This window comes from Lachnoclostridium sp. An76, from assembly GCF_002161355.1.
Taxonomy (GTDB): Bacteria; Bacillota; Clostridia; order Lachnospirales; family Lachnospiraceae; genus Mediterraneibacter; species Mediterraneibacter caccavium.
Genome location: NZ_NFHL01000007.1, coordinates 71152 through 90026, shown reverse-complemented (window position 1 = coordinate 90026; position 18875 = coordinate 71152). Strand labels below are relative to the sequence as shown.

The following is an 18875-nucleotide window of genomic DNA, read 5'->3' as shown; positions in this document are numbered from 1 at the left end:
TAACCGCGCTTCACTGTTTTCGGACGTTTTACTCTGACAGCAGCGCCCCCGCAAAGACAGATTTAATACGCTACAGGTACCTCTATCTCCATATCTCCCGCAGGATATGTGACGCACGGATGTATAAACCCGAACTTTTTATCAGCCTCGCGCCTTCCGTCCCTGTCTTCTGCGATCACGAATTCTCCTTTGATCCATTTGCTGTGGCAGAATCCGCAACCGCCTGCGCGGCATTTATTCGGCGCGTTCAGCCCTGCGCGCTCCATTGCGGTAAGAAGGGTCTCATTTTCTCTTGCTTTGATCTCAAATACGTTATCCCTCATCCTCACTGTCAGACTGAACGTCCCCGGATCGCTGATCTCCAGATCCGTACAGCTTCCAGCGTCCTTGCGGACTGCTTTTATGGGAAGCCCCAGCGGTTTCAATTCTTCCTGTACAAACTGATACATGGCTGACGGACCGCAGAGGAAGAAGGTAGCGCTGCGCAGATCTGCATATTTTTCCAGAAGTGCCCTTGTGATGAATCCGCTCTCATACCCCTCTGCCTGTTCGTCGCTCAATACATAAATGACCTTCAGCCCTTTTTCAGCCATAGCAGTAAGTTCTTCATGGTACGGGATATGCTGCCGGTCCTTTGCGCCGTAAAACAGGGTCATCTCATAATCTTCCGTCCCATCCAGCATAGCGGACGCCATGCTCATAAACGGAGTGATGCCGCTGCCGCCCGCAATGCAGACGATCTTTCTGCTGTCCCTTAACGTCTCATAGTGGAACTCTCCCGCTGGTTCTGTCATATGAAAACGGTCGCCTTCCTTTGCCTGGGAACACATGTAGGAGGAGAAAAATCCTGCGTCCTCTATCCCCAGGACCAGTCTGCCTGCAAGGGCGTCCCTGGGCGAGGATACGATAGAATATGGGCGGCTGGCAAGAGAATCCCCGATCTTTGCCTGAAGAGATACATACTGTCCTGCACGGAAAAACGGGAACGCGCTGCTGTCCACACGGCGGAATGTAAATTCTCTCATTCCGGCTGCGAGAGGACGGATCTTTGTCAGCTCCACCTCCATATATCCCGGGTGGAGCCTCTCTGCCTGCTGGTTCGTGCGATACACTTTCGGCAGAGGCGTATCCGGTCCTGATGCGAGCGCTTCCCTTCGGTTGGGAACCAGTTTTTTAAACCGGAGCATATCCATGAACCCGAAAACCTGTTTTTTAAACTTCATATCATCTTCCCTCCCTTTTCAGATCACCGACTGTCTGTCTGCCTGACAAGTCGCCGGACACATAAGCGCTGGAATATCCGCTGGAGCGCATCGCATAACCTCCTGCGAACCTGAGTCCTTTAAACAGCTCTGCATCTTCCTGGATCATCATCATCCTCGGCATGAGGCTGTCCCATTCCGTAGCCTCGTATCCGTAGATCACACCCTGAGGATGCCCGCAGTAACGTGCATAAGTCGTCGGGGACGCCACACAGATCTCTTCAATAGAATCCCGGATCTGACACCCGGTTTCCCTCTCAAAGACGCGGATCATATCGTCCGCCACCTTGTCCTTCATCTTAAAATATTCCTCATCCGTTACGTTACCCCAGTCGTCAGACATAAACATGGTCGTAAAATACAACATGCATGTTCCCGGAGGAGAGCATTCCTTATACGCATTATTCAGGCATACTGTCGCCTGGACATGGTTCGTGCTGACTTTCTTCATCATATCATACTGCTTCACAGAATCCGCCGTATCATAGATAAAGTAGTTGTGGCTCTCTATCCCCAGTTCTTCCGCGCTTTTATCCAGCCCCAGGAAGAGGGTGAACCCGCGTCCTGCAAACTTTCTCGAATTGGTCGCCCTGACCATTTTTTCTGTCACTGACTTTTCTTCCAGCATCTTTCCGAACACAAGGTGCGGGGAACAGTTGGCGACAACATGCCCTGTCTCTATCACAGTGCCGTCTGTGAGACGTACCCCTGTAATATGATCCTCTCTGTCAGTCAGGATCTTGTCCGCCTCTGAACAGTACCAGATATCCCCGCCCAGCTCGCGGATCTTTGCATCAAAGGCCAGGCTGATCTCATGGGAGCGCATCTTCGGCATCCACGCCGCTTTCGTAATATAACGGATGACCATGGATCCATAATGAAGGAAACTCATCCTGTCACAGTCAACTCCAAGGTAACACCAGTATGCATTCAGGATGTCCTGGGCTTTCTTCGGCATCTTAAGAGCATCCAGCACTTCGTTTACAGAATAGCTTCCCGCCTTCACAAAATTCGGGAATGTCTTTTTCATGTAATCAGAGTCTGTTTTTCCGTTTACAGAATTACTGTAAGTCTGGGCGTCCCTTACCTCCTCGCACAGCTCGAAGAATTCCGTGATGGATCTGCGTGAATCCGGGCAGTATTCCACCATCTTCTCTATGAATGCATCCACCCCGAACGGCATGACACAGTCATATTTTTTGTCCGTCGTGATCAGATGGTATGCCTCAGGGATGCGCACCCAGTCGATCATATCCTCCACGCCGAGACTTCGGAACAGCGTCCGGATATCCCCGGGATCTTCTTTTGACCCGTAGTCATTCAGCTCATGGAGGCTTGCCTCAAACTCGAACCTGCCTCTTTTGAAACTGGTGGCAAAACCGCCGGGCAGATTGTGCTTCTCCAGCAGCAGACAGGAATATCCGCCCTGGAGGATGCGGATCGCCGCAGCAAGCCCGCCGTTGCCGGCGCCGATGACCACGGCATCATACTTTTTGCGTGCTTTTCTTTCCATAGTATCCTCTCCTTTTCTTTTATTCCGGCAGATCACGGCCTCTTTCCAGCCAGTGATCACACTCCTCTTCATTATCGATCTGCTTATAGTGTCTGAGCATGATCTTAAAAATATCCGTCAGCTCCCGGTCCATCTCGTCCTCTGAAATATTCCTGTATCCGGTGGCGATCATGACCGCCATGGCATATGTGTAATACTGCATCTTTTTATGCAGTTCTTTTGCACTGCCGGTATCCATCTCCAGGTTCTCAGACAGCAGCTTTATGGTCAGGTCATAATTAACGTCCTCGATCTGTTTCTCCTTATCCCTGCTGCGGATGAATATGAATTTGAACAATTCCTTTTCATCTTTTGCAAAATGCAGGAGAGCGAGCCCGAAATCCTTATACCTGTGAGGATGGATCTGGATATATTTTTGCCGTGCAAACAGGAGCAGCTCCTCTTTCAGGCTGTCAAAATTTTCAAATTCTGAATAGAGCGGCTGGGTAGAGACATGGAGCTCTTTTGCGATATTTCTCACGCTCAGCGCAGATGCCCCCTGCTCACGGACCACCCGGACCGCTGCTTCCAGTATATCTTCTTTGTGTATCTTTTTTCGTGCAGGCACTGCGCCTTCTCCTTTCCTGTGTTGAGGATTATCTGCGTCTGAAAAATAAAATAACACTTGTTATATTATACAGTATATCATTCCTCTCCTTCTATTACAACTTTGTGTCCAGGCATTTTTTATATTTCCCTGCTTCCCCAATACTCTTTCACTCTGAAAGTGCCGGGATCATCCAGAGAACAAGAACGACAGGATTATGCAATAACATGACAGTATCGTACAAGAATCCTGCCCTGAAATGAAATATAATCTATTTCGAAAAAGTCACATGTAATCTGTGGCTGCTTTTAATGTGATCCAAAGGAGGTACTGACATGATACGGAAATATACTTACGGAGCTCCGCTCCGGACCGACGCTGTGACGTCTGAGATCCCGGCCGAAAGCGGGGCTCTGTCTTACGGAGCGGTCTGCACGAAGGACGGATTTTCTTTTACTTATACGATGGATAGCGATGCTGTCGTCTACGGTCTCGGCGAGGCCACCCGGGGCATCAACAAGCGCGGTTACTGCTACATCAGCGACTGTACGGACGACCCAAACCATACCGAGGATAAGCGCTCTCTTTACGGCGCCCACAATTTCATCGTAGTCTGGGGAAAAGAGACGTTCGGCCTGTTTTTTGACTATCCTTCCCGCCTGACTTTTGACATCGGGTACACGAGAATGGATACCCTGACTGTGTCCTGCGGAAATGCAGATCTGGATCTGTACGTGATAACCGGCAGCTCTCCTTACGATATCGTAAAACAGTTCCGGCACATCATCGGCAGGAGCTATATCCCGCCGAAGTTTGCTTTTGGCTTCGGTCAGAGCCGCTGGGGATACAGGACGAAAGAAGATTTCAGAAAGGTAGCGCGGGGATACCGCGAAAACCACATCCCCCTGGACATGATCTATATGGATATCGATTACATGGATTCTTATAAGGATTTTACACTTGGTGAGCAATTTGCCGGTTTCCCGGAATTTGTCCGTGAGATGAAGGACAGCCATATCCGCCTCATCCCGATCATTGACGCCGGAGTCAAAGTCGAGGACGGGTATGATATCTATGAGGAAGGCGTCCAAAACCGGTATTTCTGCCAGCGGGAAGACGGCAGTGATTTTGTCGCCGCAGTGTGGCCCGGTGATACACACTTTCCTGATTTTCTTGACCCGGATGCGCGGAAATGGTTCGGGGATAAATACCGCTTCCTGACGGACCAGGGCATCGAAGGCTTCTGGAACGACATGAACGAACCGGCGATCTTCTATTCCAGAGAAGGTCTGGATGAGGCAAAAGCGCTCGCCCGGAAGTTTGCGGACGGAGAAGACGGACGCTGGGACGGCGCCGGCAGTGTAGGCGTATGGCAGATGGGCGATAAACTCCAGAGCCTCGCCAACAGCCCGGAGGATTACCGGAGATTTTATCACAAGATAAACGGAACGAAAGTGCGCCACGACAAAGTGCACAACCTCTATGGCTTCAATATGACCCGCGCGGCCGGAGAGGCGTTCGATCGGATTGACCCGGGTCGCCGCTTCCTGATGTTTTCCCGCTCTTCCTACATCGGGATGCACCGCTATGGCGGCGTCTGGACAGGGGATAACAAATCCTGGTGGTCCCACATCCTCCTGAACCTGAAGATGATGCCGTCACTGAACATGTGCGGTTTCCTCTATGCCGGAGCGGACCTGGGCGGATTCGGAGCAGACACAACGCGGGAACTGCTCCTGCGTTTCCTTGCCCTGGGCGTGTTTACCCCGCTCATGAGGAACCATGCTGCCATGGGCACAAGGGAACAGGAGTGCTATCAGTTTGAAAATATCGAGGATTTCCGCCATGTGATCGGCGTGAGATACCGCCTGCTGCCCTATCTGTACAGTGAGTACATGAAGGCAGCGCTGAACGATGACCTGTATTTCAAACCGCTCGCTTTCGTCTACCCGGAAGATAAAATGGCGGTCCGCATCGAAGACCAGCTCATGCTCGGGAATGAGATCATGATCGCCCCGGTGTATGAGCAGAACGGAAAAGGCAGATATGTGTATCTTCCGGAAGAAATGAAATTCGTCAAATTCCTCCCGGACGGAAGTATCAGCGAAGAACTCCTCGGCCAGGGCATCCACTATGTAGATATCGCGCTTAACGAGGTTCCACTTTTTATCCGGAAAGGGAAATGTATCCCCGTGGCTGAGACGGCGGAATGTGTGGAGGAAATAGATACGGAACATCTCCGTATGATCGGATATGACGGAGCTGAATATGTGCTTTACGATGATGACGGAGTGCATAAAGATTATGAGAATGAAAAGAATTACCGCACGATGAAAAATCAGCATTAAAAAGTGCCGCAAAGCCATCTGTTCTGATGACTCTGCGGCACTTTCTACACCATCCCCATGCTCCTCAGCACATACAGCCACCCGGTCAGCGTAAATGCGCTGAACAGCGTTGTGAGCATGACTACACTGGAAGTAAGCACTCCCTCATGCCCCATATTCTTCGCCATGACAAAACAGCTCACCGTAGTCGCGGAACCCAGCATGACCAGGATCGCCACCAGCTCTTCTCTCCGAAATCCCAGCATGACCGCCAGGGGAAGGAACACCGCGGCAAATCCCACCAGCTTCATCACCGCCGCGGCTGCCGCCGGTCTGACCTTTGCGAAGGCTTTCCTGATATCAAAGGTGGCTCCCATCGCCATCAGCCCCAGAGGGGTCGCCACAGCGCCCACATTGGATACCGTTTTCTCCAGGATGGGCGGCATAGGGATCTTCAGGGCAGACCAGAGGATGCCCGCCGCGATCCCGATAATGATCGGGTTTGTCACAATGCCCTTTAAAGTGGACTTCCAAAGCTCCTTATCCAGCCTTTTCCGCTCCGGCTGGAAGAAAGCGAGCACAACGACTGCCATCACATTATAGAGGGGCACGCTGCCGATGATCATTAGCGGCGCCAGTCCTGCGTCCCCATAGATATTCTGGATGAACGCGATCCCCAGGAGCGCCGCGCTGCTCCGGTAGGACGCCTGGATGAACTCTCCCTGTATGGACTTATCTCTCCACAGGAAGGAGACCGCCGCCGCGATCCCGATACTGATCAGGGTCGCCGCAAAACAGAACAGGACAAACTTCAGATTCCATACCTCGGAAAAATCCACCGTCGCCAGGTCTTCAAAGACGAGCACCGGCAGGGGTACCAGGAATACAAATTTATTCATTTTCGACGCAAATACGTCATCGATCCAGCCCAGCTTCCGGAACACCAGCCCCAGCACCATCATGAGAAAGACCGGGACTGTCGCGTTCAGGCTGAAGATCAGGTTCTCCATGTACATCCGCCTCCGTTCTATTTCTTATCCGCTCTTCTACTCTGTCCGCAGCGCTGTCACGGGGTCGCTCTTCGCCGCTTTCCTGGACGGGATGATCCCGCCGATCAGTGTCAGCACCACGCTCAGCAGGATCAGGATGACCGCCGGCACGACCGGGAGCACAGCGCTTACATCATCTGTCCCTGCCAGGAAATGGATCAGCATATTCCCGGGTATGAGGATGAGCAGGGAAAGCCCGATACCGATCAGTCCCGCGCACAGACCAATGATAAAGGTCTCCGCGTTGAACACCTGGGAGATATTTCCCTTTGACGCCCCGATGGCGCGCAGGATCCCGATCTCCTTCTTCCGCTCCAGCACGCTGATATAGGTAATGACGCCGATCATGATCGAAGACACGATGAGGGAGATCGCCACAAACGCGATCAGCACATAACTGATGATGTCAATGATATCTGTCACAGAGGACATCAGCGTGCCCACCACATCCGTGTAGGTGATGACCTGCTCTTCTTTTCCCTCCGCCTCCATCCGGCTGTTGTATCCATCCAGGATATTGACGACTTCTTCTTTGCTCTCAAAGTCCTTTGGGTAAATGTCAATGCCGCTCGGCACGTCAAAGTCCACATACCCCAGCTCTTTCAGATTATTCTCATAGGAAGCGCTTTCTCCGGAGTTCATGGACATCATAAGCTCCGCCAGCTCTTCCCCTGTCATATTCATCTGGAACGCATCCGCAAATGCATCCGCGTCAATATCCATTGCGCCTGAAAATGCATTCTGAAGGCTGCTCCCCACCTGGGACATTGCCTGTTTCATCGCATTCTCCATCCCAGCGGCAAGCTGTCCCATCACCTGCTGCATGGCAGATGAGATCTGGCTCTGGATCGCCTGGCCGACTGCGCTGCCGTAAGAGGACATAGCGGTCTGCATGTAGGCTTCCACTGCCCCGGAGATCTGCTGCCCCAGGCTGTCCATGTCCACCACGTTGGCAAGTCCCTCTGAGAGCCTCTGCTGTCCGTCCGGTGTACTGAGATAGTCAAGGAAATATTCCGGCATTTTACTCGGGTCAGGACCGTTGCCTGCCGCAGCGTAAGCCTGATATCCCGCCGCAAGCTCTGAGGCGAGCTTCTGGATCTGATCGGATGAGATCGTGACATTGTCCGCGATTCCCCCGAAGATCTCTCCTGCCCATTTGTTCAGGATCTCCCGGGCTTCCGCTGTCCCGAGGTACTCAAGGAGATAAGCATCAAATTCATCAGGGTCCGTATAGCCTTTATCAGATACGTACTGTGCGAATCCGCCCATGACCTCCGTGACCATTCCTTTCAGGTCATCCACGGTCACTGTGATCCCTTCCCCGGACTGGATGATCTCACTGATATTCTCCTTCAGGATCTCCTGGGCTTCCGGGGTGGACAGATAATCCTGGAAGGCTTCGCCCAAGCCGGAATAGTCTGCTTCGGGATGTGACTGTGCATAGAGCTGATATCCTTCCATCAGGCTGCCCGCAAGAGCGGACATCCCGTCCGGAGACACTGTGACGTCCAGATCTCCCATAATGTCTCCCAGGTTCAGCGCAGGCATTTCCGGAAGGTCCACTGAGATATCTCCCAGATCGATCATCCCCGACAGATCCACCGTACTCCCGGCTGAACTAAACGCACCGGAGAGATCCAAGGAATCCCCGATCCCGGAGAAAGCATCTGAGTCGAATCCAAACGCCTCTTTCAGCTTATCCTCATCCACAGTGATCAGAGACTGCATGTCAAAGTCATCTTCCCCGCTGTCCTCCCCGAAGGGCTCTCCGGTAAACACATTGACAGAGGGCTCCGCGAGCTGCTGCTTTACGATCTCTTCCTGCGCTGCCTGCTCCGCCACATGTTTTGTCAGAGACGCCGGGTAGCAGATCCCTGCATTCAGTGCCGATGCATTGGCATCCCCGGACGGCTGGACGATCCCCACGATAGTGAGCTCCTCTCCGTCTCTCACGAGCTGTCTCATATAATCCCGGTCATTCGTCTTATCTCTCCACACATGGTACTGGCTGTCATATTCATAGTAATCCGCGCTGTTCACAAGCCGGAACGTGATCCCCAGGATATCGTCATAAAAATATGCCCCCATATCTTCCGGTGTATCCACATTTTCTTCATTGATAAACTGGCGGACCATCTCGTCTAATTCCAGCGGATCGCGCAGCCCCATGGTATACAGCATGAAGTCGCTTATGCTCCCGCCGGAAGTGAGCACGAGGACGCACTCATTGTAATCCTCCGGCCAGCGCCCTGCCTTTACATCGTACTGTCCCTCGTACAGGTCCGGATTCTCGGGCATCTCATAAAACACATTCGTGCTCATCATGGTGGACATCATGCTGTTCGAGCTGGAAGACGATCCCAGCCCCATTGCCTCAAACGAGGTATCCGGGTGCACCTGGCGTATCGTATCCCCCTCTTCCCGGTAGATCTGCGGGGTGACATTGTAGGAATACTCGACGGCATTCGTATATTTATCGATCCCGCTCTCCCCGCTGTCCAGATATTTTTTCAGAGACTCCAGGTCATTGGAATCCATTGTGGAAAACATATCTGTCACCATCTCCACCACATGGATATCGCCGGATTCTTTCTGTCCGTTTTCACCCGCCGCTTCATCGCTGACCATGATGGAACTGAGATCAAAGCCCGTGCTCTGGATCTGCAGGGGATACTCGGAGAGGGTCTCCTTTTCTATGTCCTTGATGTAGTCATTCACTCCCGTGGAAAGCGAAAGGATGAGCGCGATGCCGATGATGCCGATGGACCCGGCAAATGCCGTCAGCAGCGTGCGCGCCTTTTTTGTCTTCAGATTGTTAAAACTTAAAGAAAGGGCCGTGAGGAAGGACATGGAAGCCTTTCCCATGTTCCTGTGTTCCGGCGGTGCCATCTCCTCCCGGATCACATATTCATCGCTGTCAGAGATGAGTTTCTTGTGTACCTGCTCGCCCAGCCCGACCTGCGCCAGCGCCTGCCGTGCCCGCCTCCGCCTCTCGCTCTTGCCGATGCCGGAGATGGTCAGTGCCAGCTCCACGTTCGCGAGGATCGTCTGATGGGGGATCAGGTTATAGCTCTGGAATACAAAACCGATCGTATGGTTGCGGTAGGAATCCCAGTCTCTGTCTCTGTATTTTTTCGTAGAGATCCCGTTGATGATCAGGTCCCCGCTGTCATAGCGGTCCAGCCCTCCTATGATATTGAGGAGCGTCGTCTTCCCCGAGCCGCTCGGTCCCAGGATCGCTACAAACTCATTATCCCTTAAGTTTAAACTTACTTTGTCGAGCGCTTTCTGTACCAGGCTTCCCGTGCGGTATTCCTTACAGATATCTCTGATCTGAAGCATAAATGTCTCTCCCTTCTGCGCCAATGTTCCTATTTTATCACATTTTACAGGATTCCTCTATGATGTTTCACATTCTGTTCACAAATCCTCAGACTGAACACAGGAACCCAGGGAAAGCTGCCTGACGGGCAATAGTCATCTCACAGCAGAGGCGTACCGGGCAAAAAAAGAGCGCCTGCGTGATGCAGACACTCCTTTTTTGATCCAGCCGTCTCCGGCTCCTGCTGCCTGTTCCTGTTACTTTCTGCTCCTGCGTACATTCATCGCGAAGATGAAATAGAGCAGCGGGATAATGCAGGAAACGATCTGCTGTACCCCTTCCGTGACAAGAGAAAACACGGATATGGCAAGGGTCAGCCCTCCCCAGATCACTGCCAGCATGGATTTCTCCGGATCCCTGGCAGCGCGCAGTCCCAGTGCTCCGCTGATGATGGCCAGCGCTCCTTCCAGTACGAACAGCACCACGCTGAGCGCGACCATCTCCACAGTCGAGCCCACTGACGTGTCGCCTGACGCAAAAAGAGCGGCTGTGAGAGCACCCGCGCCTGCCACAAAAAGTCCTGCTATGATCTGTAAGATAGAAATGATCTTTAATCCTGTCCTCATATGTCCCTCCGTATATGAACCTCTGTTTATCAGAACCATAGTAAACTCTACCATTTTTTCCGCAGAAGTTCAATACTGAACACATTTCAGGACAGCCTACCATCCCCTGAAGAAAAAGAGACCCGCTCCCAGCCCTTTCCCGACAGCAACGCTTATCGTAAACGCCGCAATATACCTCACGATCCGCGCGCGGCGCATAAATACGGGGAACACATTTAATATCTCCGCCAGCGCCATGGACCAGCACCCGACAAAGATCCCGGAAAAGATCCCGAAAATCCCCAGGATCCCGCTTCCCGCAGAAGATACCGCTCCTTCCGAGAGCCGCTGCATCACTGACGGGGACCCGAGCCCGAATACATAGAACAGATTTCCCAGGATCCCGCCCAGCGCCACGCTTGTCTCATAGAACAGAAGCCGGTCCCCTGTGTGGGTGCGGTCGGCGAAATCCGCCACCACGCCGAGCTCTACAATGAAAGCAAACAGCCCCCCTGCTGCGGCCACCCCCGCGCTAAGTCCGACTGCTGCCAGAAGGATCTGCTGTGCCCACTGTGCCGGCATCCAGCTCCGCCCCCTTTCTCGCCGCATCCTCTGCCAGAGTCGTCTGGATATCGTTTTCGTACAGACGCATCTGCACCTCCATCGGCGTTGGGTCCACGGTAAAACGTTTCTTTCCGAAATGGTTAAAAAAGATCAAGATCCCCGCAGTAATACCTATGGAATATGTGATCTCCAGTATGGTAAATCCGCCCGTCTCCTGCCCTGTGACCAGTTCGTAGAGCTGACCGAACAGCTTTGTCACGTCCACGTCGTTATTAAATGCCATGATGGAGAAGGCAGCCCCGAAAAAGGTCACCGCCGCGACAAACGCAGTTTTCATGATATGCCATGCCTTTGGAGGCGTCTTCTGGTCCTCATAGGTCACGATGATATCTGTTTCCCCCATGTTCTCTATCTGGAGCCGCGGGTATTCCTCATGGATCCGCTCAATGACCCGCAGGATCGAGATGACGCACCTCTGCTGTCCTGGTTTTGTAAACTTTATGATCCTTAATGTCTTTATCTTCGGGAGCACCGTCTTATCCGCGCATTCCATGGAAAGGATATCCCCGAGGGTGACGTCCGGCTTCGTCACCTCTGTGTCCCTGTCCCCCTTAATATAAAGTATCATATCAGAAGACATAGGTTTCCTCCCACTGCTCCCTGATCAGGAACCCTTCGTTCCCCTGTTCCTGAGGCGCGCTGTAATAGTAGATAACCCCGATCAGGACCGCCGCGAGGACAACTGTGAGCAGGCAGATCCATATCTTTTTTCTTCCGTCTTCCATACCGTACACCTGACCTTTCATTATACTTATGCCTGCATCCGGAGGATCGCTCTCCTGCCGCCGCGCTTCCCGGATGCGGCAATTGATACCGTCAGGTATAGTATCCGGTTTTTGGGGGATTTTATTCGTTATACAGCCGTCTTTTCCGGCCGTATCCGGTGCCAGACAGGCTAAGATCCCTTCTGTCTCAGGTCCTGCAGGATCCTTTTCTCCATCCGGGATACCTGCACCTGTGAGATCCCCATCATCTTTCCCACCTCGGACTGTGTCTTGTCGGCAAAATACCGCAGGTAGATCAGCTGCCTTTCCTGGGCTTCCAGAGACTCAAGGAGCTGCTTTAACACCATGAGATCGAGGAGCTTATCCTCCCGCCTCTCCTTTTCTTCGATCTTATCCAGAAGGCGGATCTCGCTCCCTTCCTTCTGGTGGATCGGGCGGTACAAAGACTCGATCTCTCCGCCTGCTTCCATCGCCTGCACGAGTTCCTCCTTTTCCACTCCCAGCTCTTCGGATAGTTCCTCCAGGTCGGGTTCCCTTCCCAGTTTTACATTCAGGCGCTCTCTTGCCTGAAAGCTCTTATAGGCCAGCTCTTTCAGCGACCGGCTCACCTTGATCATGCCGTCGTCCCTGAGGAATCGCTTGATCTCCCCGGAGATCATAGGCACTGCGTACGTAGAAAATTTCACATCATAGGACACGTCAAATTTGTCGATCGCCTTCAGAAGCCCGATGCTCCCGATCTGGAATAAATCTTCCGCCTCTGTTCCTCTGCCGTAAAAACGTTTCACGACACACCAGACGAGCCCTACGTTTTCTTCCACAAGCTGTTCTCTCGCTTCTTTATCCCCGGCGTGTGATCTCTGTATCAAAGCGATCGTGTGGTCCATAGTTCCCTTCCTTTTCCGATAGCCTTCTTCATCCTCACCCTTGTCCCCCTGCCGGGCTCTGACTCTACCTCCAGGCTGTCCATAAAGGCTTCCATAAAGGAAAAACCCATGCCGGACCGGTCCTGCTCCGGCTTTGTCGTATACATGGGCTGCATCGCCTCCTCCACATTTTCGATGCCCCTGCCTTTATCGCACACCTCAACAGTAAACACATTCTCCTCGATACGGCATCGGATATATACTTTGTTGATCTCATTTTCGTACCCGTGGATGATCGCGTTGGTCACCGCCTCTGACACAGCGGTCTTGACGTCCGCCACCTCCTCCACAGTAGGGTTGAGCTGGGTTAGGAATGACGCCACCGCCACTCTCGCAAAACCCTCGTTTGCTGACCTGCTCTCAAACCGGATCTCCATTTCATTTGTATTTTTCATACCGCATCCTCCTCATATATCTGCATTATTTTTGTTACGCCTGAAAGCGTCAGTATCTTCTTTATCCTCGCGTTCGCGTGGACTGCCCAGACCTCTCCTCCGATCAGGCAGATCGTCTTATATCTTCCCATGATCACCCCTATCCCGGAACTGTCCATAAAGTCTGTCTTCTCAAAATCAAAGATCACATACTTAATGTGGTTCCGGTCAATTACCGCATCTGCCTCCCGCCGGATCTCCTCCGCGTTGTGGTGGTCCACTTCGCGGGGCAGATAGATGGTAAGGCAGTTCTCCTGCACCTGATATTTCATGCTACTCCTCCTCATGGGGCAGCTCCTTCCCAGAAGGGGTCTGACCCCTTTTGCTCAAATTGTTCGAATTGTACGTGCAAAAAAAGGATGCGCTCCTTCGCACATCCTTTTCTTTCGTAATTTTCTTTCAATTTTCTTTTTATCCTGCCGCTTCACTGTGCAGCCTGGCTGACCGCTTCCAGATTGGTCTGCGCCTCTGCCGCGTATTCAGAGTCCGCGTAACCTTCCACGACTCTCTGGTAATATGTAGCTGCATTGGCATTGTCCCCGCTGCCCTGGTATGCCTGTGCCAGGTTAAACAGAGCCTGCCCGCTGTTATATCCTTCGTCCATCCGCACGACCCTGGACAGTGCGTCCACTGCTCCCTGATAGTCCCCGGAGCTCAGCGCTTCGCTGCCTGTGGCAAAATAGGTCTCACACGCCCCCGGAAAGACCGCGGCGGACAGTTCATCGTAAACCGCCTGCGCATTCGCCCCGAGAGAGTCCCTGCTGACATTGAGCAGAGTCCCCGCGACGTCCGCATCCCCATACTCCGGGGAATCATACTGATCCTGCGCTGTCAGAAGGGATTCGTAGCTGTCGCGCGTAGTCTGGGTCTGCTGCGCGGCGTCCTCCGCATTTTCCCCGGAAGCCCGGTAATTATCCAGCGTCCTTGTCTGCGCGCTGACCTGGGCTTCCAGCGATTTGATCTCCTCGCTGTATTCCCTCATCTGGTCATTCATCCGGTCAGCCCTGGACTGCCCCACCGCCGGTGCGACGAGGAACCAGATGACCGCCGCGCCGATCGCAGCTCCGATAAAAATATTCGCCACCGCAAGCTGCCCTGCCATCTCCCTGATCCGGGAATGCTTCGGCTGTATGATGGTCTCATTGCCCAGGCTGTATTCAACCGCGTCGTCCTTTTTCTTCTCCCGTCTGCGCCTTCCCTTCTGCTGTACCAGCTCGTGCATGTAGCGCAGCGTGATGTCATTGGTCGCATCCAGTTTCCGCGCGGTCCGAAGGACCTGCCTTGCATGCGGGTACTGCTCCGTATGCAGGTAGATCAGCGCCAGGAGCTGATACGCCTTCAGAAAAGACGGATGGGCGGATATGACCTGCTTGAGCTGGATGACCGCCAGATCTTCCCCGTTCTGCTGGCAGTATGCCAGGCACTGGTTATATTTTCGGATCGCAAGGTTGATCGTCTCCAGCTCCTTTGCGGAAGCCTGTACATTTTTGATGTAATAGTCCGCGATGTTGTCCCTTGCCTTTAAATTTTTGCTGATGATCCATTCCACAAGGGCTTCCGGCACCTCCCCGATCCCGTAATAGACAAGCCCCAGCAGATTTCTCGCCGCGATATTCTCCCTGTTGAACTGCAGGCTGCGCCTAAGCGACGCGACCGCCCCTGACATGTCGCGCATCTTTGCCTTCCGCAGTCCATCGTTATACCAGTAATTCGAGTGGTATACGATCTTCTTCATGTAATCCATTTATATCCCCGCTATCTTTCTGAACTGTTGCCGCAGGCCGGACCCCGCCGGTCCGCCGCGTCTGTGTATCTATTTCTTCTGGTCCATGATCTGTTTCAGAAGGTCTGTCACATCCGACAGGTCTTCCTGATAGACCGCATCCTCGATCTCTTCGACTTCAAGGCTCGGCTTGAACTTCTTTAATTCTTCTTCAAAATCCAGCATTTATCTCTCCTCCTGAACCAATCCCTTTATCATCCCCGCCAGATAGAGGGAGCCGAGGCAGTAGATCCTGCGCCCGCCCTGTATATCCAGTGCGTACGCGAGCGCCTCTTTCACAGACTCCTTCACTATGACCGGCTGTTCCGTATATTTCCTGAAAATGTCTGCCAGCCTTTGCGCCGCCGCTCCCCGGCTGTCGTCAATATGGGTGACCACGTAGAGCGCTGCCGTCTTCTTCCGGCAGAGGCACTCAGCCATCTTCTCATAATCTTTCTCCTGCACAGCGGAAAACAGTATGATATTTTCCCTTCCGTCTCCGGGCACACTCTCAGTAAATGCCTCCACAGCGCTGATATTATGCGCCCCGTCCACATATACATCCGGCAGGACTTCTTCCATGCGCCCCGCCCATTTCAGGTCCGCCAGGACCGCTCTCCAGCGCTCTGGATGCCCGTTTTCCCCGAAAAGATACCGCATCACTTCCAGCGCCAGCATGGCATTGCCGGGCTGATAGATGCCGGTATTGTTCAATTTCCACGTGGTATTACCATAATAAGCACTGGAACAGGAAAATGCAATATGTTTGTCCCGGATTCCCAGGATTTCGTACGCATCTTTCCCGATTTTTTTACAGAAACTCCCGCGTTCCTCCGCGGTCCGCGCGATCACGCTGTCGCTTTCCTCCGCGGTCTGCGCATAGAACACCGGGACGCCGGGGCGGATGATCCCCGCCTTCTCCCCGGCGATCTCGCCCAGCGTATGCCCCAGGTATTCCATATGGTCAAGGCCAATAGACGTGATCACACACACAGCAGGGTCTTCCACCGCGCTGGTGGCGTCAAGCCTGCCGCCCAGCCCGGTCTCAATGACCGCATACTCTGTCCCCGCTTCCGCAAATGCCGCAAGCGCCATGCCGAACAGAAATTCAAAAAACGTAGGATGGGCAAGCCCCTGCGCCTCCATACTCTCTACTGCCTTCCGCGTCTTTTCGAACACAGCGCAGAACTGCGCGTCACTGATCTGCTCCCCGCCGGTCACGATACGCTCGTTCATCTTCACCAGATGCGGGGACGTAAAAAGCCCCGTCCGTTTTCCCTCCGAACGGAGCATTCCGTCAAGATACGCGCACACAGAGCCTTTCCCGTTCGTCCCCGCCACATGGAGCACCTTCATGTGCTCCTGCGGGTCCCCAAGATATCTGAGAAAAGCCCTGGTGTGCTCTCTGTCATTTTTCTTTGTGAATTTCGGGATCTCCAGTATATAATTTACTGCCTCTTGGTATGTCATTCTTCCTGTTCTTCTTCCTGTTTGACGAATGCCTGGCGGCCGTTCTCCGGAGCATTCTCGTCCTCCGGCACCTCCGTCAGGACGCCTCCATTGTATTCGTAAGTTTTCGAAGTCCTGAATATCGTATTGCTCGACCCGACCTGCGCCACCATGACCGTATCGCCGTCGTTCAGCTGAGATTCTTTCAGGTCCAGCCTCGTATTGTTCAGGAACTTTGTGGTCTGCTTCTCGCCGTTTATATAAACCTTGCTCTGCTTCGTGAAATTATCGCCGTAGATGCTGAATGACCCGTCCCACTGTTTTACGACTTCCGAGATCACCGCGTCTTTGACGCCCATGACCATATGTCCTTCCGTTACCGGCTCCCCGCTCTCTTTGTAAACATACTGCTCCCCGTACATGATATCATACTGAAGGAGCTCCAGGTCCGCCAGGTAATTCTTTGTCTGGCGGCGTTCCTGGTGATAATTGAACACGGTTCCCGAATGGATATCCAGGCGGTCAAACACCTCTGCCATGATCTGGTACGCCGCATAGTTTCCGTCCTTCTTTTCCAGGCCGATATTATCCCAGATCACGTAATTCGTATTGTACAGGTACTTGCTCTTTAAGTCCTTTGCCTCCAGGTTCATCGTCGGAAGGTGGTCCCCGTAGAACACGAGCACAGTCGGCTCATTCCTCGCCTCAACGGCGTCGATCAGCTCTTTGACAAATTTATCCGTCTCATGCATCAGGTTCACATAGTATTCCCACGCATTGCGCTCTCCCTCATCTTCCACGCCGCTCACGATGATCTCCGGGTTCTCCAGCGTCTTCTCTGTGGGATACTCTCCATGTCCTTCCACAGTGATCGTAAAGACAAAATCCTGCCCTTCCGTGGTGTCCATGGACTCCATGATATTCGGCACAAGGATGTCATCTGTGGCCCATCCTTTCGGCGTTGTCTGAAGGATGTTCATAAATTCCTTGCTCGTATAATGGTCGAATCCCATGTGGTTAAACACCTGGGCGCGGCTGTAAAAGTTGCCTCCGTTATTGTGGAGAGCCTCTGCCCCGTATCCGAGGGCAGTCAGTGCGGACGCCGCGCTCTCCAGCGTCTTTGTCTTTCCGTATGTCTTATACGGGTACTCTCCCGGCCCGAAGAAACGCATACTCATCCCTGTGAGCACCTCGAACTCTGTATTCGCTGTCCCCGCGCCCACGGACGGCACCTTGAAGTACCCCGAGGAATACTCGCTGAACAGCTTCCTCAGGTTCGGGATCGGGTCCTCGGAAAAGCGCAGCCACTCCACTTCCGTGGGGTCAAAGAATGACTCAAGCTGCACGAACATGATATTCGGCAGCTCCTCAGCCGAGCGTCCGGTCTCATTTTTCGTCAGCTCTCCGTGATCACTGATCTCGTCCATTGTCTGCTCACTGTATCCCGCCGGCTTATTGATTCCGGTATTAAAAAGACTGGCGGAAAAGCAGTACGGGAATCCATAATCTTCATATGCGAATGCGATATTCCCGAAATAATTGGAGATCACGCGCTTGTCGATCGCCACATTCGTCAGCACCAGGCAGGCCCCAAAGGAGACTGCCACACCGCCCAGGGCAATGATCCTGTGCATTTTCCCCTGGAACTGCCCGCCCCTGCGCCACATGGAAACGACCCAGAAAACAAGAGCAACCACACCGATGATGATCATAACAAGCTCAAACGTGTTAAAGTAATTCCCGGTCAGCTCCAGGGCGTCTGAGAGCACCTTTAAGTCCTGCGCGTTAAACGGGGTCACCCTCTTCGTGAGCAGATACCCGTTGCAGATCCCCAGGAAGATCCAGAATACACTGATCAGGATCCTGGCAAATACTCTCCGCCGCACCAGATATACGATCGAAAACGTGGCGAATATCATAAATGCATTGTAAAGAAATACAAGGGGCGTCCCCACCAGGTAGTCCCATGCCTCGAAAAAGGAAAGCCTGGATATCACCTCGATCAGGAAATTGACCACACAGGCAAGAAGGAACTGCAGCGGAAGGGACAGCCGGTTCATCCACTTATAGACAGGCTGCATCTTTTTCGCAAACCTGCTGTTGCGGCGCTGTTCCAGGATATGCTGCCTGCGCTCCTTCTTCTCTTTAAAATGTCGTTTGATATCTTCCTTTTTCAGATTCCTGACCTTGGTAAAAAATCCTCTGATATCCGGCTTCTTTATATGGATCCGTTTCATGTGCGGCTTCTTTCCTTTCTTGATACAGTGGAACCGGCCTGCCGTACACAGACC

17 protein-coding genes are annotated in these 18875 nt (G+C 52.8%); 1 reads left to right on the top strand and 16 read right to left on the bottom strand.

Going from position 1 to position 18875, the window contains the following annotated elements:
• Window positions 1-62: 62 nt before the first annotated feature.
• Genes B5G27_RS12400 through B5G27_RS12390 form a run of 3 tightly spaced genes read right to left on the bottom strand, consistent with a single transcriptional unit; the run spans window position 63 to window position 3382 of the window.
• On the bottom strand, window positions 63-1223 hold the full coding sequence (locus B5G27_RS12400) for a 2Fe-2S iron-sulfur cluster-binding protein (protein WP_087179179.1): 1161 nt from the start codon (window positions 1221-1223) through the stop codon (window positions 63-65).
• A 1-nt stretch (window position 1224) separates the two neighbouring features.
• Entirely contained in the window at window positions 1225-2775 is a 1551-nt protein-coding gene (locus tag B5G27_RS12395) for a phytoene desaturase family protein (RefSeq protein WP_087179234.1), read from the bottom strand.
• A 19-nt stretch (window positions 2776-2794) separates the two neighbouring features.
• Window positions 2795-3382, bottom strand: a complete 588-nt coding sequence (locus B5G27_RS12390) for a TetR/AcrR family transcriptional regulator (RefSeq protein ID WP_162611247.1) — start codon at window positions 3380-3382, stop codon at window positions 2795-2797.
• A 314-nt stretch (window positions 3383-3696) separates the two neighbouring features.
• On the opposite strand from B5G27_RS12390, the gene B5G27_RS12385 reads away from it, so the two are divergent.
• Window positions 3697-5709 (top strand): glycoside hydrolase family 31 protein, encoded by a 2013-nt coding sequence (locus B5G27_RS12385; RefSeq protein ID WP_087179177.1) that lies wholly within the window; start codon window positions 3697-3699, stop codon window positions 5707-5709.
• Window positions 5710-5753: 44 nt separating this feature from the next.
• On the opposite strand, the gene B5G27_RS12380 is transcribed toward B5G27_RS12385, so the two are convergent.
• The 13 genes from B5G27_RS12380 to B5G27_RS12330 form a co-directional block, all read right to left on the bottom strand.
• The gene (locus B5G27_RS12380; protein WP_087179176.1) at window positions 5754-6698 is read right to left on the bottom strand and encodes an AEC family transporter; all 945 of its coding nucleotides are present in this window, start codon (window positions 6696-6698) and stop codon (window positions 5754-5756) included.
• 36 nt (window positions 6699-6734) lie between these two features.
• Window positions 6735-10079 carry an ABC transporter ATP-binding protein/permease gene (locus tag B5G27_RS12375; protein WP_087179175.1) on the bottom strand — a complete coding sequence of 1115 codons (3345 nt, stop codon included), beginning with the start codon at window positions 10077-10079 and terminating at the stop codon, window positions 6735-6737.
• 237 nt (window positions 10080-10316) lie between these two features.
• A complete protein-coding gene (locus B5G27_RS12370) occupies window positions 10317-10685 on the bottom strand; it encodes a hypothetical protein (protein WP_087179174.1) in 369 nt (122 codons plus the stop codon).
• Window positions 10686-10781: 96 nt separating this feature from the next.
• Window positions 10782-11246 carry a stage V sporulation protein AB gene (locus tag B5G27_RS12365; RefSeq protein ID WP_087179173.1) on the bottom strand — a complete coding sequence of 155 codons (465 nt, stop codon included), beginning with the start codon at window positions 11244-11246 and terminating at the stop codon, window positions 10782-10784.
• Window positions 11197-11868 carry a stage V sporulation protein AA gene (locus B5G27_RS12360; protein WP_087179172.1) on the bottom strand — a complete coding sequence of 224 codons (672 nt, stop codon included), beginning with the start codon at window positions 11866-11868 and terminating at the stop codon, window positions 11197-11199. Before B5G27_RS12360 ends, B5G27_RS12365 begins: the two co-directional genes overlap by 50 nt.
• On the bottom strand, window positions 11858-12034 hold the full coding sequence (locus tag B5G27_RS16065; RefSeq protein ID WP_162611245.1) for a hypothetical protein: 177 nt from the start codon (window positions 12032-12034) through the stop codon (window positions 11858-11860). Before B5G27_RS16065 ends, B5G27_RS12360 begins: the two co-directional genes overlap by 11 nt.
• A gap of 149 nt (window positions 12035-12183) precedes the next feature.
• Window positions 12184-12900 (bottom strand): RNA polymerase sporulation sigma factor SigF, encoded by a 717-nt coding sequence (gene sigF, locus B5G27_RS12355; protein WP_087179171.1) that lies wholly within the window; start codon window positions 12898-12900, stop codon window positions 12184-12186.
• Complete coding sequence (spoIIAB, locus tag B5G27_RS12350; protein WP_087179170.1) at window positions 12879-13334, bottom strand: anti-sigma F factor; 456 nt, start codon at window positions 13332-13334, stop codon at window positions 12879-12881. Before spoIIAB ends, sigF begins: the two co-directional genes overlap by 22 nt.
• The gene (locus B5G27_RS12345; RefSeq protein WP_087179169.1) at window positions 13331-13645 is read right to left on the bottom strand and encodes an STAS domain-containing protein; all 315 of its coding nucleotides are present in this window, start codon (window positions 13643-13645) and stop codon (window positions 13331-13333) included. The genes spoIIAB and B5G27_RS12345 overlap by 4 nt, the downstream gene beginning before the upstream one ends.
• A gap of 152 nt (window positions 13646-13797) precedes the next feature.
• The gene (locus tag B5G27_RS12340; protein WP_087179168.1) at window positions 13798-15117 is read right to left on the bottom strand and encodes a tetratricopeptide repeat protein; all 1320 of its coding nucleotides are present in this window, start codon (window positions 15115-15117) and stop codon (window positions 13798-13800) included.
• Between the two features lie 69 nt (window positions 15118-15186).
• Complete coding sequence (locus tag B5G27_RS16660; protein WP_275533047.1) at window positions 15187-15321, bottom strand: hypothetical protein; 135 nt, start codon at window positions 15319-15321, stop codon at window positions 15187-15189.
• Window positions 15322-16605, bottom strand: a complete 1284-nt coding sequence (locus B5G27_RS12335) for a bifunctional folylpolyglutamate synthase/dihydrofolate synthase (protein WP_087179167.1) — start codon at window positions 16603-16605, stop codon at window positions 15322-15324.
• Entirely contained in the window at window positions 16602-18821 is a 2220-nt protein-coding gene (locus B5G27_RS12330) for an LTA synthase family protein (protein ID WP_087179166.1), read from the bottom strand. Before B5G27_RS12330 ends, B5G27_RS12335 begins: the two co-directional genes overlap by 4 nt.
• Window positions 18822-18875 lie beyond the last annotated feature (54 nt).